Source organism: Catellatospora sp. IY07-71, assembly GCF_018326265.1.
GTDB lineage: Bacteria > Actinomycetota > Actinomycetes > Mycobacteriales > Micromonosporaceae > Catellatospora.
In genome coordinates this window covers 5,510,367-5,527,410 of sequence record NZ_AP023360.1, presented here as the reverse complement: position 1 = coordinate 5,527,410, position 17,044 = coordinate 5,510,367, and the positions used below count along the sequence as shown (strand labels likewise).

Sequence of the window (17,044 nt, the reverse complement as noted above, 5' to 3'; positions counted from 1 at the left end):
ACGCTATAGCGGTGCCTGATGTCAACCGCGTGAACAAGCGCACCCAGAAGGCCGCGGAGACGCGGCGGTCCATCCTGGACGCCGCCCGCGACCTGTTCGTGGAGCACGGCTACGGGGCGACCAACATGCAGGAGGTCGCCGCGCGCGCCGGAGTGGCCGTGCAGACGGTCTACTTCGTCTTCGGCAACAAGCGGGCGCTGCTCAAGGAGCTGGTCGACGTCACCATCGCGGGCGACGACGAGCCGGTGGCGACGGTGAACCGGCCGTGGTTCCGCGCCGCGCTGGCCGAACCGACCGCGGCAGCACAGCTCAAGGCCCACGTCCGGGGCACCCGCGAGATCCTCGAACGGGTCGCGGCCATCACCGAGATGGTCGCCACCGCCGCGGCGACCGACGCCGAGGTGGCCCACCTGTGGCCGCACGGGGACGGTCCCCGCTTCGAGGTGCACGCGGCCGCCGCGGCGGCCCTGGTGGCCAAACCCGACGCCCGCGCGACGGCCTCCGGCGCGGCCGCCGATCTGCTGTACGCGCTGCTGAGCACGCAGCTCTACCTGCTGTTCACCCGCGACCGCGGATGGTCGCCAGAGCGATGGGAACAGTGGACCTGGCAGACCCTGCGCGCACAGCTCTGCGCGGACTGACTAGACGGCTTTGACGGGCTGCCGCAGGATCGTCTTGAGCTTGGCCGGCTCGGTGCGGCGCGGGTCGCTGAGGTAGATCTCGTGGTGGTCGCCGTTGAAGGTCAGGCCATGCTCGGGCAGGTAGCGTTCGTGCAGGCGGGCCAGGGTCGGCGCCTCGTCGTCGTAGGAGCCGACGTGCAGGATCTGCACGCACCTGCCCTCGGCCAGGCTGCGCAGCCGGACCTCGGCCAGCGCGGGGTTCTGCTTCTTGGCGGCCACCGCGGCGACGGCCGCGCGGACCATGTCCTCGGTGATCCAGTCCGGCTGGCTGATCAGCATGGTCCACGACCAGGCGGCCTTGTCGCGGGTGAGGAACACCGACGGATCGTCCGCCCGCCACAGCCCCTCCAGCGGTCCGACCACGAAGTCCTTGCCGCCGGCCTTGCTCGCGAACTTCAGCGCGTACGCCACCCCGTACAGCGCCTCGACGGCGTTGCCGTACGCGGCGGAGGTGTTGGGGTCGCCGTGGCCGTCTACCGCGAGATAGCGCAGCTCGGGAACGTCGACGACGGCGAAGTCCCGCGTCGGCGGCGCATACAGCTCACGGAACGCCTTCTTGATGTCGTACTTGTCCAACGTGGTCTCCGTGGTCAGGTCGTGCAGGGTGGCCTGGGTCCAGGCCGCGTCGGCGCGCAGCATGGCCTCGCAGTAGTCGAAGATCGCCGACGCGACGGCGGGGAGCGGCTCCTGCCGGGCTCTGGTGGCACGCAGCTCCGCGAGCTGGTCCCGCAGCGCCTCACGCCGCCGGCCGAGGCCGGCCGCCACATCCTCCTCGGACAGGCCGGGGCTGTTCGCCATCCCGATCAGGACGCGCGAGCGCACCGGCGTCAGCGCCGCCAGCGCGTCTTTCGTGGCGGCTTCGCAGAGCAGGCGGCCGGCCTCCGTCACCCGATAGGTCGCCCGTGACTTCGCCGATCGCCGCTCCGCGGCAGGGGCCCCGGTCGCCTCGATCAGGCCGCGCCCGGCCAGCTTGTCCAGCAGGTAGTAGATCGACGAGAACCCGAGCGCCGTCCAGGCCCGCACGCCGCGCTCCTCGATGACGCGCTCCAGCTCATAGCCGTGGCGCGGCTGCTCCAGCAGCAGCCCGAGCAGGGTCAGCTCGGCATCGGTCAGCGTCATGGCCATATTCTAGCACTAGAATATCGCGACACGTCACTGCGGTGTTTCCGTCGGCCGCGCCCGCGCTTCTAGACTGACCCGCCCGGCATCCGGGATCATCATCGATCGGCGAGGGAGCCTCCATGTCAGCCGTTGCCCTTCCCTACGACGTCCACGGCTCCGGGCCGCACCGCGTCATCGCGCTGCACGGCTGGTTCGGTGACCGCCGGGCCTTCGCGAAGGTCGTGCCCTATCTCGACGGCGACGCCTTCACCTACGTGTTCCCCGACTACCGCGGCTACGGCCAGGCCCGCGACCTGTCCGGCGAGTACGCCATCGCCGAGATCGCGGGCGACGTGACCGCCGTGGCCGACAAGCTCGGCTGGGACGACTTCTCGCTGATCGGCCACTCGATGGGCGGCAGCGTGATTCAGCGCGTCATGCTGGACGCGCCCGGCCGGGTCCGCAAGCTGGTCGGCGTCAACCCGGTGCCCGCCTCCGGCGTGCCGTTCGACGAGCAGGGCTGGGCGCTGTTCTCCGGCGCCGCCGACGAGCCGGGCAACCGGCGCGCGATCATCGACTTCACCACCGGCGGCCGGCTGCCCGCCGCCTGGCTGGACGAGATGGTGGCCGCGTCGCTCGGCAACTCCAACGTGGAGGCGTTCCGGGCCTACCTGACGGCCTGGGCCCGCACCGACTTCCACGCCGAGGTCGCCGGCAACACCACCCCGGCCCTGGTGATCGCGGGCGGCCAGGACCCGGCGCTGTCCGCCGACGTCATGCGTGCCACCTGGCTGCAGTGGTACCCGAACGCGGAGCTGTGCGTGCTCGCCGACGCGGGCCACTACCCGATGGAGGAGACTCCCCTGGCCCTGGTCTCGGCGATCGAGAAGTTCCTCAAGGCCTGAGCCGCATGCCGTGGCGCGGCCCGGCGGGACCGCGCCACGGTCAGGCCCCGCCGGGGCGGGTCAGGCTCGCCGCCAGCTCGGTCCGGTTGCGCACGGCCAGCTTGCGGAAGATGTTGGCCAGGTGGAACTCGACCGTCTTGGCGGACACGCCGAGCCGCTCGGCGGTCTCCCGGTTGCTCATCCCCAGCGCCACCGACTGCGCCACCCGCAGCTCGGTGGGCGTGAGCGGCAGATCCTGGCGCGGCGACGCCGGAACGGGGGCCGCCACCTGGTCCAGCGCCGCGCTGACCCGGGCCAGCGGGCCGCCCGCGCCCATCGCCGCGTACCCGCTGGCGGCCGTCTCCAGCAGGCGGATGGCGTCGGCGCGGCGGCCCAGCCGGGCGTGGCGCTCGCCGAGCAGCCAGGCCATCCGGGCCCGGGACAGGCGCTCGGCGGGACGGTTCAGCCCGATGAGGGAGCGCTCGAACCGAGCCGTCGTCTCCGGATCGTCCGGCTCGGCGATCCACGCCCGCCAGGCGGGCAGCGCGGGCGCGCCCGGCCACTCCAGCGGCGGGTCCGGGATCCCCGCGAGCAGCCGCAGCGCCTGCGCCCGGTCGCCGTGCAGCGCGTGATGGGTGGCCAGCTCCCAGCGGTGCTCGTAGAACAGCCCCGAGTTCGCCCCGACGGCCGTGCCGACCAGGAACTCCAGCACCCCCACCCAGGCCTGCACGTCACCGTTGACCAGGTGCAGCGGCGCGGCGCACTCGGCGAGGTGGGCCGCGACCCAGCTCGACGCCGCCCGCGCGGCCAGGCCGCGGGCCTCGCTCAGGTGCTCGCTCGCCGCGGCCGTGTCGCCGCGCAGCGCCTCGACCTTGGCCAGGAACGAGGTCGCCTCGGCCTGGATGTCCACCCGGCCCGCCTCGATCGCCAGCGCCCGCGCCCGGGACAGCGCGGCCTGGCCCCGGGCGACGTCGCCGGACCAGGCGTCGCCCAGCCCGATCATCGTGAGCAGCCGGGCCAGCCGGGCGGGCGGCGCGTCCAGGCGGTCCACCAGGTGCGCGAACCGGGCACGGGCCTCGTGCGGCCGGATCGCGCTGAGCGCGCACAGCAGCGCGCACTCCAGGTACAGCTCGTCGCGGCCGAACCGGGCCGGGTCGAACAGCCGCAGCGCGGTGTCGAGGTGCCTGCTCGCGTACGGCTGCCGGGTGCGGACGCCGACGACCCCGGCCGCGGTGTGGAACAGCAGCTCGACCTCGTCAGCCGGCGGCCGCCCGCGCAGCTCCTCCAGGCGTCGCACCACCGCCCGCAGCGTGACCGGGTCGGCGGTGCGGGCGTCGTCCAGAAAGGACTCGGCGAGGGACCGTGCCGCCGTGACCCGTTCGCCCATCGTGGAATCCGTCGGCACGATCGCCGATTCTATGGGCTGCCCGCCAAGGCCCCGGCAACCCGGTGCACCCCGGCGGACCTGCCCGATCGCGGCTGAGGCGTGCATCACCCCGGGTCGACATCTAAGGGCTGCCTTACCTAAGCTCGCGGATCGTCGGTGATCTAGGGAGCGGCCATGCGCGGTGCGGCGAAGCGGGGCGGATGCCTCCTGCTGGGCTTGCTGGTGCTGCTGGCCGCCGTCGCCGCGAGCCTCACCATCGGCAGCCGCCCGATCCCGCTCGGCGAGGCGCTCGACGCGCTGGTGCACCCGTCGGCCGGCGAGGCGGCGCTGATCGTGCGTGAGCTGCGGGTGCCGCGTACCCTCGTCGGGCTCGAAGTCGGGGCCGCGCTCGCCGTCGCGGGCGTGCTCATGCAGGCGCTGACCCGCAATCCGCTGGCCGAGGCCCGGGTGCTGGGCATCTCGGCGGGCGCCGCGACGGGCGTGGTGGCGGCCATCGCGTTCTTCGGCGTGGCGAGCCTGGCCGGCTGGATCTGGTTCGGCCTGACCGGGGCCGCGCTCGCCGGGGCGCTGGTGTTCCTGGTCGCCGCGCGCACCCGGGACGGATCCGGACCGGTCAGCCTGGCGCTGTCCGGGGCCGCGATCGACGCCGGGCTCGGCGCAGTCATCTACGGCATCCTCAGCATCGACGCCGCCACGTTCGAGCAGTACCGCTTCTGGGTCGTCGGCTCGATCGCCGGGCGCACCCCGGCCATGGCCGCGCAGATGGCCCCGTTCCTGGCGATCGGGCTGGTGCTGGCCGTGGTGACGGCCCGCGGCCTGGACGCGCTGGCGCTCGGCGACGACGCCGCCCGCGGCCTCGGCCACCGCATCCAGCGGGTACGCCTGCTCGCCGCCGTCTCCGCGATCGTGCTCACCAGCGCCGCGGTCGCGCTGGCCGGGCCGATCGCGTTCGTCGGCCTGGCCGTGCCGCACGCGGCGCGGGCGCTGGTCGGCGCCGCCCACCGCTGGGTGCTGCCGCTGTCCGCGCTGCTGGGCGCGGCGCTGCTGCTGCTCGCCGACGTGCTCGGCCGGGTGATCAGCCCACCCGGTGAGGTCGCCGCGGGCGTCGTCACCGCGCTGGTCGGCGCGCCGGTGCTGCTCTGGCTGGTCCGCCGGGCCCGGACGGTGACCGCATGATCGTCAGAATCGGCCCGGCGAGCTTCCTGCTGCACCGGCGCACCCTGCTGGTCACCACCGGCCTGGCCGCCCTCCTGATCGCGGCGGTGGTGGCGGCCGCAGGCATCGGCACCCGCACCGTCCCTCCGCTGGAGGTCGTCCGCGCGCTGCTGACCGGCGGCACCGAGCACGACGTGATCGTGCGCGAGCTGCGCTTCCCCCGGGTGGTGCTCGGCGCGGTGTGCGGGGTCGCGTTCGGCCTCGGCGGCGCGCTCATCCAGTCCGTCGCCCGCAACCCGCTGTCCAGCCCCGACGTCATCGGCGTCACCCAGGGCGCCGGGCTGGCCGCGACGGTCGCGCTGACCTCCGGCCTGGCGTACGAGCTGGTCGCGCCCAGTGCCATGGCAGGTGGCCTGCTCGCCGCGGTGGCGGTGTTCGCGTTCGGGGCGCGCACCGGCTTCGCCGCGCACCGGTTCGTGCTGGCCGGGGTCGCCGTCGCGTTCGCGCTGCGGGCCGGCATCGAGGTCGTGATGAGCTCGGCGGAGACCATCGACGCGCTGCGCGCGCAGATCTGGCTCATCGGCTCCCTCAACGGCCGCGGCTACGAGGAGGCCGGGGCGATCGGCCTGGTGCTGCTGCTGGCCCTGCCCGCGCTGCTGTGGGCGGCCCGCGCGCTGCGCACCAGCGCCCTGGACGACGACACCGCCCGCGCCCTGGGCGTACGCCCCGCCGCCCGCCGGCTCGGCGCCGGTGCGCTGGGCGTGGTGCTCGCCGCGGCGGCCACCGCCCAGGTCGGCGCCGTCGACTTCGTGGCGCTGGTCGCCCCGCAGGTGGCCCGGCGGCTGACCGGTGCCGAGCGGCCGCCCCTGGTCGCCTCCGCGCTGGCCGGGGCGGTGCTGGTGGTGCTGGCCGACCTGGCCGCCCGGATGCTGCTGGCCCCGACGCAGCTGCCCGTGGGCGTGCTCACCACCGGCATCGGCGGCCCCTACCTGGTCTACCTGCTCATCCGGAGGCGTCGATGAGGCTCGAAGGGCGCGACCTGGTCGCCGGTTACGAGGAGCGGACCGTCCTGGACGGGCTGTCGGTCACCGTCCCGCCCGGCCGGTTCACCGTCATCATCGGGCCGAACGCCTGCGGCAAGTCGACGCTGCTGCGTACCCTCGGCCGGCTTTTGAAACCGCGCGGCGGCAGCGTGCTGCTCGACGGCGCGGTGCTGCACGACCTGCCCCCGCGGGAGGTCGCCCAGCGGCTCGGCGTGCTGCCGCAGTCGCCCCTGGTGCCCGAGGGCGTCACCGTCGCCGACCTGGTCGCCCGCGGCCGCCAGCCGCACCAGCGCTGGTGGCAGCAGTGGAGCCCCGGCGACCAGGCAGCGGTCGCGGCCGCGCTCGCCGACGCCGACATCGCCTCGCTGGCCGGTCGGCCCGTGGAGGCGCTGTCCGGCGGGCAGCGGCAGCGGGTGTGGATCGCGATGGCGCTGGCGCAGCAGACCGAGGCGCTGCTGCTCGACGAGCCCACCACCTTCCTCGACCTGGCCCACCAGGTGGAGGTGCTGCGGCTGCTGGAGCGGCTGCGCGACGGCGGGCGCACCGTCGTCGCGGTGCTGCACGAGCTGAACCAGGCGGCCCGGCACGCCGACCACGTGATCGCGATGAAGCACGGCCGCATCGTGGCCACCGGCGCACCGCACGAGGTCGTCACCGAGCAGCTGATGACCGACGTGTTCGACCTGGCCTGCGCCGTCGTCGCGTGCCCGCTGACCGGCGCGCCGCTGGTCATCCCCCGACCCTGAACAACCACCCCGAAAGGAAGTGACGCTGTGCAGAGGCGTCTTCTGCTCACGGCCGCGATCGCGGCCGGGCTGGCCCTGACCGGCTGCGGCAACACCGCCGACGGCGGCGGCAAGGACACCGCGGCCACCGTCGAGATCGTCCACGCGATGGGCACCACCAAGGTCCCGGCCGCCCCGCAGCGCGTGGTCGTGCTGGACACCGACAAGGTCGACACCGCGCTGACGCTGGGCGTCAAGCCGGTGGGCGCGGCCCGCGCCGGTGAGCTGACCGGCTGGCCGACCTACTTCGGCGCCGGTGCGACCGACGGCATCACCGAGGTCGGCGTGCTCACCGAGCCGGACCTGGAGGCGATCGCCGGGCTCAAGCCCGACCTCATCCTGGGCAGCAAGTTCCGGCAGGAGAAGTTCTACACCGAGCTGGCGAAGATCGCGCCGACCGTGTTCACCGAGAACGTCGGCAAGACCTGGAAGGAGAACTTCCTCCTCGACGGCAAGGCGCTGGGCAGGGAGCAGCAGGCCAAGGACCTGCTCGCCGCGTACGAGAAGCGGGCGGACGAGGTCGGCGCGGCCATCCCGAACGCCGCCGCGCTGAAGATCTCGATCGTGCGGTTCATGCCCGACCACATCCGCGTCTACGGCCCGGAGTCGTTCTCGGGCATCGTGCTCGGCGACGCGGGCCTCGGCCGCCCCGAGCGGCAGCTGCTGGCCGACAAGGACGACAAGCGCTTCGACAAGGTCAGCGCCGAGCGCGTCACCGAGGTGGACGGCGACTTCGTGTTCGTCGCCGCGTACGGCGAGAAGGCCGCCGCCGAGCAGCAGAAGATCACCGCCGGTCCGCTGTGGGCGGGGCTGAGCGCGGTCAAGGCCGGCAAGTCGCAGGTCGTCGCCGACGAGACCTGGATGACCGGCATCGGCGTCACCGCCGCCAACAAGATCCTCGACGACCTGGCCAAGTACCTGGGCTGATCGCAGGCGAAGGGGCCGGATCCGCTTATGCGGGTCCGGCCCCTTTCCGTGTGCCCATCTCACTCGTTGCGGGCCACCTCCGGGCCGGTGATCCGCCGCAGCAGCGGCAGCGTCGAGGCGATGATGGCCAGTGACACGGCCAGACCCCCGCCGACCATGAGGTAGAAGGACGGTCCCGGCGCCAGCAGCTCGTAACCGAGCTGCGCCTGCAGGAACAGGTGCGAGGCGAGCAGGCCCATGCCGATCGCGACCACCGACGCGGCAGCCAGCGGCACCACGCTCTCCAGCGCGACGACCCCGCGCAGCGTGTTCAGCTGCACCCCGGTCAGGCGCAGCATGCTGAACGGCCGCCTGCGGTCGCTGAGCCCACCGGCGATGCTGACGGCGAGGCTGCATCCGGCGACCGGCAGGCTGGCCAGCATGATCACGTTTGCCAGCTGCTGGAACTGGACCAGCTGCCGGGCGTTGTTCGACTCCCACTCCGCCACGCCGGCCGGGAACCGCCCGATCGGGAACGCGAGTTCCAGCATCGTGCGGGCCCGCTCGAACGCGGACTGGCTGGTGGTGTCGACGACCACGGACAGGATCGGCTGGGCCTCGACCACCGCCGGGGTCGCGGTCGCGGCCGACCACACATGCTCGTCCTTGGTCAGGTCGCGCACGCCGAGCAGGTCACTGGCCACGGCCGCGGTCTGCGCCCCGGCCGGGCAGGTGCCGAAGCGGGCCAGGTGGGCCAGCTCGGCGCAGGTGACGACGCCGTGCCACCCGTCCGGGTCGGGGTTGACGCGGACCAGGGTCACGCTGCGCACGCCGGGGATCGCCGCCAGCCCGGCCGGGATCTGGCTCAGGGCCGGTCCCGCGCCGTCTTCCTGCCAGAACGTCTTCGACAGGCTCGTCGCGGCGACAGAGTCGGTGCGCGGCTCGCCCCGGTTGGCCACGAAGGTGGTGATCGTGCCGGTCGCGACGCTGGTCACGAACAGCGCGACGATCAGCCCGCTGACCGACCGGAATCCGGCGCGCGGGTCGTCCGACAGCCGTCGCCCGGCGATGAGCGCGGCGGGCCGGCTCGCCCGCCCGGCCAGCAATCGGGCGCCCGCCATCGTCAGCCACGGCCCGGCCAGCACCAGCCCGATGAGGATCAGCACGAACCCGGACAGGTACGCGGTCAGCTGCGCGTCGGTGCCGTCCGGCCGGCGGCCGATGAACCACGCCAGCTCCAGCACCCCGCCCACCAGCGGGATGAGCCGCCAGGCCCGGGGCGGGCGGGGCGTGACCCGGCGGCTGACGCCCAACGGCGAGATCCGCACCCTTCGCAGCGCCAGCAGCGCGGCCACCACCGCGCCGAGCGGGATTCCCAACGCCACCAGGAGCACGTCAACCGGGTCGAGGGACAGGTCGGCGGCGAAGAACGGCTCACCGGTGAACGGGATCGCGGCGAGCACCGGCCGCATCCCCAGGAACACCCCGAACCCGGCGAGGGTGCCGACGGCCGCCGCGAGCGTGGACTCCACCGCCGCGATGACCGAGATCTGCCGCGGGGTGGCCCCGATCAGCCGCATCGCGGCGAAGCGCTTCTCGCGGCGGGTCGTCGCGAGCCGGGTCGCGGTGGCGATGAAGATGAGCACCGGGAACAGCAGCGCGGCCGCCACCACGGACAGCACCAGCGTCATCGCGTCGCCGTTGAGCCCGATGAAGCAGCCGTCGCAGCCGGCCGACTCGGCGGCCATGATCTGCGTGATCTGCCTGCCGCCGAGCTGCTCCACCTCGGCCGGGGTCCGTCCGATGACGATGAGCAGCGAGTCCGGCGACGGCAGTCCCTCGTCGGCGATGACGCCCACCTGCCGGCCCGGGAAACGGTCGCGCAGCTCCGCGGGGGGCGTGCTGGCGAGCAGGTCCACCAGGGCCGGGGAGGCGTAGTACTCCCCCGCCGCGGGCAGCCGCGGCAGGCCCGGCGGGACCGGAGCCGCCGGGCCCAGCGCGGCGACCTCGACCCGGCCGATGGACCGGGCGTGGAAGTAGTCCTCGCGGACCGTCCACCACATCGCATCGTGCTCGGCCGACTGCGGCGCGATCGCGCTGTTGAGCCAGGCGTAGCGCTGGTTCTGCGCGCCGACGGCGTTCATGCCCGCCACGGACGCCAGCAGCATGCCGACGCCGAGTGCCACCGCGGCGGCGATGACGGCGAGCCGGGTCGCGGCCTCCCGGCCGCCCGCCAGCGACATCCGTATCCCGAACCGGATCATGCGGTCACCAGCGCGTTCACCTTACCGTCGCGGACGACGACCTGCCGGTCCGCGTACGCCGCGACGCGCGCCTCGTGGGTGACCACGACGACGGTCGTGCCCTGCTCCCGGGCGGAGGACACCAGCAGGTCCATGACCTGCTCGCCGGTCAGCGTGTCGAGCGCGCCGGTGGGCTCGTCGGCGAACAGCACGCCCGGCTCGGCCACCAGCCCCCGGGCCAGGGCCACCCGCTGCGCCTGCCCGCCGGACAGCTCGCCGGAGCGCCGCCGCTCCAGCCCGGCCAGGCCGAGCCGCTCGAACCACGGCCGGGCCCGCCGCAGCGCGGCCGGCCGGCGTACGCCGCCGAGCAGCAGCGGCAGCGCGACGTTCTCCTCGGCGGTCAGCTCGGGCACGAGCTGGCCGAACTGGAACACGAACCCGAACCGGTCCCGGCGCAGCAGGCTGCGCCGGCTCTCGTTCATGGTGTCGACCCGCTGCCCGTCGAACCGGATCTCGCCCTGGTCGGGCACCAGGATCCCGGCCAGGCAGTGCAGCAGGGTCGACTTGCCGGAGCCGCTGGGCCCCATGATGGCGACGATCTCGCCCGGCTGCGCCGACAGCGTCGCGCCGCGCAGCGCCGGGGTCTGGCCGAAGGACAGGGCCACGTCTCGTGCTTCGAGCAGCGTCATGCCCGCACCACCTGGCGCAGCGCGTCGAGGCGGGCGACGGTGACGTCGATCCAGTGCAGATCGGCTTCCAGGTGGAACAGGCCGTGGTCGGCCAGCATCGCGTCGACCAGGGTGCCGGTCCGCTTGAGCTCGGTGAGCTCCTTCATCCGCCGCAGGTGTACGCCCCGCTGCGTGTCCAGGTACTCCTCCGCGGGACGGTCCAGCATCAGGGCGAGGACGACCTTGGTGAACAGCACCGCCTGCAGGTGGGGTTCGGCCTCCACCGGCTCGGTGAGCCACGTGTCGACCTCGGTGGCGCCCGCGTCGGTGATGACGTAGCGCTTGCGGTCCGGGCCGACGCCGGGCTCCACGTCGCCGATCACGACCTTGCCGTCGCGAGCGAGCCGGCCGAGCGTGGCGTACACCTGCCCGAAGGGCAGCGGCTTGCCGCGGCTGAAGAACGTGTCGTAGTCGCGCTTGAGGTCGTACCCGTGGCCGGGCTTGCGTTCCAGCAGTCCGAGGAGGGTGAGGGGAACACTCATGCCCGGAACCCTACCCCGCGAGTATACGCCGCGTATATACCCTGAGAGTATATCGAGGGACGTGGGCCCGAGACAGCGCCACAGCGGGTGAGAGCTAGCGGGCGAGCTGCCCGCGCAGCCAGCCGGGATCGGGGTTGACGTGCGGCTCGCCGCCGAGCACCACGGTCGGCACCGTCTCGTCGCCGCCGGTGATCGCGCGCACCGCCGCGGCGCCGTCCGGGTCGCGCCAGATGTCCACCCAGTGCGCCCGGCGGGCGGCGGTGCCGAGCCGCAGGCGCAGGCGCATGCAGTACTGACAGCCGGGCCGCCAGTAGATGACGGGGGCGCCGTCGGCGGCACTGCGCCGCTGCGCCTCGGCCGCGGCCAGTGACGCGGGGAAGGCCAACGGCGACAGCAGCACCGCCAGCACGGCGAAGAGCAGCGCGAGCACGACCGCGGCGACCGGCGAGCCGGTGCCGGCCTGGTGAAAGGCGATCGCGGCGCCACTGGCCGCGAGCAGTGCGGGGAACAGCCATCGGCGTGCCATGGCGCGACGCTACCAAGCGCGCCGCCGGACACCGGCCCCGGTCGCCGCCGTCCTAAGCCCTGCGCGGAACCGCGCGAACCGGCGTACAGCGGGCACCGGAGGAGGAAGCATGCAGACGGAGGAGAAGCCGCCAGGAAGGGCAGCACCATGACCACTTACAAGGTCGGATACTTCGTCGGCAGTCTTTCGTCGACGTCCGTCAACCGGGCACTCGCCGAGGCGCTGATCCGGCTCGCGCCCGAGGAGCTGGAGTTCGCCGAGATCCCGATCGGGAACCTGCCCCTGTACAGCCCGGACTACGACGCGGACTACCCGCCGGAGGCGGTCGCGCTCAAGGACGCGATCCACCGCTCTCAGGCGATCCTGTTCGTCACGCCGGAGTACAACCGGTCGATCCCCGGCGCGCTGAAGAACGCCATCGACTGGGCGTCGCGGCCGTGGGGGCAGAACGCGTTCGACCACATCCCCGCGGCGGTGATCGGCGCCTCCATCGGCCAGATCGGCACCGCGCTCGCCCAGCAGGCGCTGCGCGGCGTGCTCAGCTTCTGCAACGCCCGGCAGATGACCGCGCCGGAGGCGTACATCCAGTTCAACGACACGCTGTTCCCGGGCGACGGCCAGGTCGCCGACGAGTCCACGAAGGCGTTCCTCGCCGGCTACATGACGGAGTTCCGCGACCACATCGTGCGCGTGCTGACGGTCCTGCCGCGTGAGGGCCTGAGCGCCGCGCCGCGCTGACCCTCGGCCCGGTGCGGGGTCGCCTGACCGTCGTATCGTGGTTCGTCATGACCGGCTCGGCAGAATCACCGGCGGGCGAGACCGCGACCTCCCGGCAGCGGCGGGTGTGGGACAGGGCCGCGCCCGCGTACGACAGGCAGATGTCCTTCTTCGAGAAGGTCTGGTTTCCGGGCGCCCGCGAGTGGCTTGGGCGGCGGGCGCACGGCCGGGTGCTCGAGATCGCGGTCGGCACCGGCCGCAACCTGCCCCACTACGGGCCCGGGGTCAGCATCACCGGCGTGGACCTGAGCACCGCGATGCTCGCCATCGCCCGGCAGCGCGCCGCCGAGCTCGGCCTGGCCGTGGAGCTGCGGGAAGGCGACGCCGAGCGGCTGCCCTTCGCCGACGCGTCGTTCGACACGGTGGTGTGCGCGCTGTCGCTGTGCTCCATTCCGCACCCTGCCGCAGCCGTCGCCGAGATGTTCCGCGTCCTGGTGCCCGGTGGCACGGTGCTGCTCGTCGACCACGTGGCCAGCACCTGGCTGCCGCTGCGGGCCACCCAGCGGCTGTTCGAGCAGATCACCGTACGCACCGCCGGGGAGCACTTCACCCGCCGCCAGCTGCCCCTGATCCAGGACGCGGGTTTCCGGATCGAGGAGGCGGAGCGCCTCAAGGCCGGCACGGTCGAGCGCATCCGCGCCCGCAAACCCGACGGCACGTGAGCAACACCGGTGTGCGAGTCGCCCGGAACCCCGGACCGGACCGCCGTGCCCACCTGAAATTCCGTCCTGTCTGCCCCGTCATGCCTTGCCGCACAGCCGCAGCGCGGCGTCACGGAATCCGCGGTTCTCGGTCCGGACCGCGCGGCGCATCAGCGCACCGAACAGCAGCCAGAACATCTTCGCCCCACGGCCGCGCACCTCGATGCCCAGTGTGTTGCGGCAGCCGTCGCCGACCGGCTCCAGCCGGTGTGAGCCGATCATGGTCAGGCCCAGCAGCCGGGTCTGCCAGCTGAACCCGCGGCCCTCGGTCAGCTCGGTCACCGTCCACACCGCCTCGGCCTGGCCGGGCTGCTTGATCCGCGCCCGGCTGCCGACCCGCAGCGGCCCGTCGTCGAGACGGGTCACGCGGGTCATCGTCGGCGTGAGGTCAGGCCACCGCTGCACGTCGGCGGTCAGGGTCCAGAGCACGTCCACCGGCGCGTCGATCACGAGCGCGTCTTCCCATCGCATACCTCGAATGTACCATCTGGTACATGAACGCTTCCGCCAGCCGCCAGGAGATGCTGGGACGCGTGGTCGCGTACGCGGCCGCCGAGGGCCTGACCGGTAGGAGCCTGCGCGAGATCGCCGCGGGAGTGGGCACCAGCCACCGGATGCTCATCTACCACTTCGGCTCCCGGGAGGGCCTGCTCGCGGCGATCGTCGCCCTGATCGAGCAGCAGCAGCGCGACCTGCTCGGCACGCTGGCCGACCGGCTCGCGGCGGCCGGCGGCTCGGCCGATCAGCTGATGCTGCTGCTCTGGCAGCAGGTCTCCGATCCCGCGCTGCGGCCGTATGTCCGGCTGTTCTTCGAGGTCGCCGGGGTGGCCGTGCACGGCACGCCGGGCACCGAGGGTTTCCTCGACAAGCTGACCGAGCCGTGGCTCGACGCGGGCGAGGCGGCGGCCCGGCAGCTCGGCCTGCCGGTCGACCGCGACGCCCTCCGCCTCGGCGTCGCCGCCAGCCGCGGTCTGCTACTGGACCTGCTCGCGGGCGCCGACCCGGCCGCCGCCGACGCCTCGTACCGCCTGTTCGTCCGCCTCTGGGAGCGACACGCCGCGGGCGGCGCAGCCGCTCATCACGAATCGCGTTCGTGAACATCTCGGAGCGTGACGGCTCGGCAGGCGGGAGCCGGGCCGCCGTATCGCCGCGGACGACGTACCTTTGCGGCATGGGTTTGGCTGATCGCTTGAAGCAGAAGCTGCGCACGTTCATGCAGCGCCCCGGTACAACGGTCAGTCTTGACCGTTTTGAGGCGATCCTGCCGCGGATCCTGGAGATGGAGGACGAGCTCACCGCGCTGACCGACGCGGAGTTCACCGAACGCGCGATCGAGCTACGCGAGATCATCAGCAAGCCCGCCGACGGGCAGGCGAGGACCCCTCTGGCCGAGCCGCTGCCCATCGACGCGGAGGACCTGGCCGACATCTGCGCGATGGGCCGCGAGGCGGGCCGCCGCGCCCTCGGCGAGCGCGCCTTCGACGTGCAGCTCCTCGGGGCGATGGCGATGCTGCAGGGCAACGTGGTGGAGATGGCCACCGGTGAGGGCAAGACGCTGGCCGCGGTCATCGCCGCCTACGGCTACGTCGTGCGCGGCTCCCAGGTCCAGGTGCTGACCGCCAACGACTACCTCGCCGACCGCGACGCGCGCTGGATGGGCCCGGTGTACCGGATGCTCGGCCTCTCCGTCGGCTCGGTCGGGGAAGGCTGCACCCACGACGAGCGCGCGGCGGCGTACCGCTGCGACGTCACGTACGTGTCGGTGAGTGAGGCGGGCTTCGACTTCCTGCGCGACCAGCAGGTGCTGCGGGCCGAGGACGCGGTCATGCCCGGCCTGTACACGGTGATCGTCGACGAGGCGGACTCGATCCTGATCGACGAGGCGCGGGTGCCCCTGGTGCTGGCCGGCAGCCTCGCCGACGCCGCGTCGGACGCGAGCGCCGCCGCGACGCTGGTCGCGGCGATGCGGCCGGGCCGCGACTTCGAGGTGATCGACGACGGCCGCAACGTGCAGCTCACGGACACCGGAGCGGCGCTGGTCGAGCGCGCCTGGGGCGGCATCCACCTCTACGCGCCGGAGAACCTGCACCGGCTGACCGCCGTCAACCTGGCCCTGCACGCGCGCACGCTGCTGGCCGTGGACGTCGACTACATCGTCAAGGACGGCCGGATCGCGCTGGTCGACGAGTTCCGGGGCCGGGTCGCCCGGCGCCGCCGCTGGCCCGACGGGCTGCAGGCGGCGGTCGAGGCGAAGGAGGGCCTGGCGGCGACCGACGAGGGCGAGATCCTCGCGACGATCACCGTGCAGGCGTTCATCGCCCTCTACCCCACCGTCGCGGGCATGACCGGCACCGCCGCGACCGTCGGTGACGAGCTGCGCGAGTTCTACCGCCTGGAGGTCGCGGTCATCCCGCCGAACACGCCGAACATCCGGATCGACGAGCCGGACCGGGTGTACGCGACCATCGAGGAGAAGGAGGAGGCGCTGGCGGCCGAGGTGGCCGCGGCGCACGAGACGGGCCGGCCGGTGCTGGTCGGCACGCTGGACGTGGCCGAGTCGGAGCGGCTCGCGGCGCTGCTGCAGGACCGCGGCATCGCGTGTACGGTCCTCAACGCCAAGAACGACGCGCACGAGGCCGCGGTGATCGCCGAGGCCGGCGGGCGGGGCGCGGTCACCGTGTCCACGCAGATGGCGGGCCGGGGCACCGACATCCGGCTGGGCGGCAGCGACGGTCAGGACCGGGCGGCCGTGGCCGAGCTGGGCGGCCTGTACGTCATCGGCGCGGGCCGCCACGACAGCCGCCGGGTCGACGACCAGCTGCGCGGCCGGGCGGGCCGGCAGGGCGACCCGGGCGGCTCGGTGTTCTTCGTCAGCCGCGAGGACGAGCTGATCGTCCGGCACGGCGACGGGATCGGCGGCACCACCGCCGGGGACGGGCGGGTGACCGGCCCGCACGTGGACTGGGCGGTGGGGCACGCGCAGCGCGTCGCCGAGGGCGTCGACTTCGAGATCCACCGCAACACGTGGCGCTACGGCGTGCTGATCGAGCGACAGCGCCAGGTGCTCGCGCGGCGCCGCAGCGCCCTGCTGACCACCGACGCGGCGGCGGAGCTGCTGCGCGAGGGCAAGACGCGGTTCCCCGCCGACCCGAGCGTGGTCGCCGCCGGTCAGTGGACCGACGAGGACGGCGAGCCGGACGGCGACCTGGAGACGACCACCGTCGCGGAACGGTACGCCGAGGTCGTGGCCGCGATCGGCGAGCAGGCGGCAGAGGAGGTGGCGCGGCAGATCGCGCTGCACCACCTGGACCGCGGCTGGGCCGACCACCTGGGCATGCTGGCCAACGTACGCGACGGGGTGCACCTGCGTGCGCTGGGCCGACAGGACCCACTGGACGAGTTCCACCGGGTCGCGGTGCCGGCGTTCCAGCAGATGCTGGACGGCGTCGACGCGGACACGGCGGAGACGTTCATGGCGGCGCGGATCGAGCGGCCGGACTGGACGCCCGCTGACGCGGGCCTGGAGCGCCCGAGCGCCACCTGGACGTACATGGTGCACGACAACCCGTTCGGGTCGGAGATCGAGCGCCTGTTCGCCGGGATGGCCAAGGCGCTGCTGCGCCGCTGACGGATGACGGGCGCGGCT

The 17,044-nt window shown here is 73.4% G+C and carries 17 protein-coding genes; 10 read left to right on the top strand and 7 right to left on the bottom strand.

Going from position 1 to position 17,044, the window contains the following annotated elements:
* Positions 1-11 precede the first annotated feature (11 nt).
* Positions 12-641 carry a TetR/AcrR family transcriptional regulator gene (locus CS0771_RS24400; protein ID WP_212843177.1) on the top strand — a complete coding sequence of 210 codons (630 nt, stop codon included), beginning with the start codon at positions 12-14 and terminating at the stop codon, positions 639-641.
* Here the strand turns inward: CS0771_RS24400 and CS0771_RS24395 are convergent, their stop codons facing one another.
* Positions 642-1,799, bottom strand: a complete 1,158-nt coding sequence (locus CS0771_RS24395) for a GyrI-like domain-containing protein (RefSeq protein WP_212843176.1) — start codon at positions 1,797-1,799, stop codon at positions 642-644.
* A gap of 122 nt (positions 1,800-1,921) precedes the next feature.
* On the opposite strand from CS0771_RS24395, the gene CS0771_RS24390 reads away from it, so the two are divergent.
* Positions 1,922-2,686 carry an alpha/beta fold hydrolase gene (locus tag CS0771_RS24390; RefSeq protein WP_212843175.1) on the top strand — a complete coding sequence of 255 codons (765 nt, stop codon included), beginning with the start codon at positions 1,922-1,924 and terminating at the stop codon, positions 2,684-2,686.
* A 40-nt stretch (positions 2,687-2,726) separates the two neighbouring features.
* Here CS0771_RS24390 and CS0771_RS24385 read toward each other — a convergent pair whose 3' ends face one another.
* Complete coding sequence (locus CS0771_RS24385) at positions 2,727-4,070, bottom strand: helix-turn-helix transcriptional regulator (RefSeq protein WP_212843174.1); 1,344 nt, start codon at positions 4,068-4,070, stop codon at positions 2,727-2,729.
* Positions 4,071-4,226: 156 nt separating this feature from the next.
* Here CS0771_RS24385 and CS0771_RS24380 point away from each other — a divergent pair, with 156 nt between their 5' ends.
* Genes CS0771_RS24380 through CS0771_RS24365 form a run of 4 tightly spaced genes read left to right on the top strand, consistent with a single transcriptional unit; the run spans position 4,227 to position 7,962 of the window.
* The gene (locus CS0771_RS24380) at positions 4,227-5,228 is read left to right on the top strand and encodes an iron ABC transporter permease (protein WP_212843173.1); all 1,002 of its coding nucleotides are present in this window, start codon (positions 4,227-4,229) and stop codon (positions 5,226-5,228) included.
* Complete coding sequence (locus tag CS0771_RS24375; protein WP_212843172.1) at positions 5,225-6,229, top strand: iron chelate uptake ABC transporter family permease subunit; 1,005 nt, start codon at positions 5,225-5,227, stop codon at positions 6,227-6,229. The genes CS0771_RS24380 and CS0771_RS24375 overlap by 4 nt, the downstream gene beginning before the upstream one ends.
* Positions 6,226-6,996, top strand: a complete 771-nt coding sequence (locus CS0771_RS24370; RefSeq protein ID WP_212843171.1) for an ABC transporter ATP-binding protein — start codon at positions 6,226-6,228, stop codon at positions 6,994-6,996. The genes CS0771_RS24375 and CS0771_RS24370 overlap by 4 nt, the downstream gene beginning before the upstream one ends.
* 27 nt (positions 6,997-7,023) lie before the next feature.
* Positions 7,024-7,962, top strand: coding sequence for an ABC transporter substrate-binding protein (locus CS0771_RS24365; RefSeq protein ID WP_212843170.1), 939 nt, complete (start codon positions 7,024-7,026; stop codon positions 7,960-7,962).
* A 59-nt stretch (positions 7,963-8,021) separates the two neighbouring features.
* On the opposite strand, the gene CS0771_RS24360 is transcribed toward CS0771_RS24365, so the two are convergent.
* The 4 genes from CS0771_RS24360 to CS0771_RS24345 all read right to left on the bottom strand — a co-directional run bounded on the left by CS0771_RS24360 (position 8,022) and on the right by CS0771_RS24345 (position 11,920).
* Positions 8,022-10,205: an ABC transporter permease gene (locus tag CS0771_RS24360; RefSeq protein WP_212843169.1), complete on the bottom strand. Its 2,184-nt coding sequence runs from the start codon at positions 10,203-10,205 to the stop codon at positions 8,022-8,024.
* Positions 10,202-10,873 (bottom strand): ABC transporter ATP-binding protein, encoded by a 672-nt coding sequence (locus tag CS0771_RS24355; RefSeq protein WP_212843168.1) that lies wholly within the window; start codon positions 10,871-10,873, stop codon positions 10,202-10,204. The genes CS0771_RS24360 and CS0771_RS24355 overlap by 4 nt, the downstream gene beginning before the upstream one ends.
* Complete coding sequence (locus tag CS0771_RS24350; RefSeq protein WP_212843167.1) at positions 10,870-11,394, bottom strand: PadR family transcriptional regulator; 525 nt, start codon at positions 11,392-11,394, stop codon at positions 10,870-10,872. Before CS0771_RS24350 ends, CS0771_RS24355 begins: the two co-directional genes overlap by 4 nt.
* A 94-nt stretch (positions 11,395-11,488) precedes the next feature.
* Positions 11,489-11,920, bottom strand: a complete 432-nt coding sequence (locus CS0771_RS24345; RefSeq protein ID WP_212843166.1) for a glutaredoxin domain-containing protein — start codon at positions 11,918-11,920, stop codon at positions 11,489-11,491.
* A 147-nt stretch (positions 11,921-12,067) separates the two neighbouring features.
* Between CS0771_RS24345 and CS0771_RS24340 the strand changes: the two genes are divergently transcribed.
* Together CS0771_RS24340 and CS0771_RS24335 are read left to right on the top strand one after the other, a co-directional pair.
* Positions 12,068-12,658, top strand: a complete 591-nt coding sequence (locus CS0771_RS24340; RefSeq protein ID WP_212843165.1) for an NADPH-dependent FMN reductase — start codon at positions 12,068-12,070, stop codon at positions 12,656-12,658.
* A 47-nt stretch (positions 12,659-12,705) separates the two neighbouring features.
* Positions 12,706-13,359 (top strand): class I SAM-dependent methyltransferase, encoded by a 654-nt coding sequence (locus CS0771_RS24335; RefSeq protein WP_212843164.1) that lies wholly within the window; start codon positions 12,706-12,708, stop codon positions 13,357-13,359.
* Between the two features lie 78 nt (positions 13,360-13,437).
* On the opposite strand, the gene CS0771_RS24330 is transcribed toward CS0771_RS24335, so the two are convergent.
* The gene (locus CS0771_RS24330) at positions 13,438-13,869 is read right to left on the bottom strand and encodes an SRPBCC family protein (protein ID WP_212843163.1); all 432 of its coding nucleotides are present in this window, start codon (positions 13,867-13,869) and stop codon (positions 13,438-13,440) included.
* Positions 13,870-13,892: 23 nt separating this feature from the next.
* Between CS0771_RS24330 and CS0771_RS24325 the strand changes: the two genes are divergently transcribed.
* Complete coding sequence (locus CS0771_RS24325) at positions 13,893-14,495, top strand: TetR/AcrR family transcriptional regulator (protein WP_212843162.1); 603 nt, start codon at positions 13,893-13,895, stop codon at positions 14,493-14,495.
* A 74-nt stretch (positions 14,496-14,569) separates the two neighbouring features.
* Positions 14,570-17,026, top strand: a complete 2,457-nt coding sequence (secA2, locus tag CS0771_RS24320; protein ID WP_212843161.1) for an accessory Sec system translocase SecA2 — start codon at positions 14,570-14,572, stop codon at positions 17,024-17,026.
* Positions 17,027-17,044: the final 18 nt, after the last annotated feature.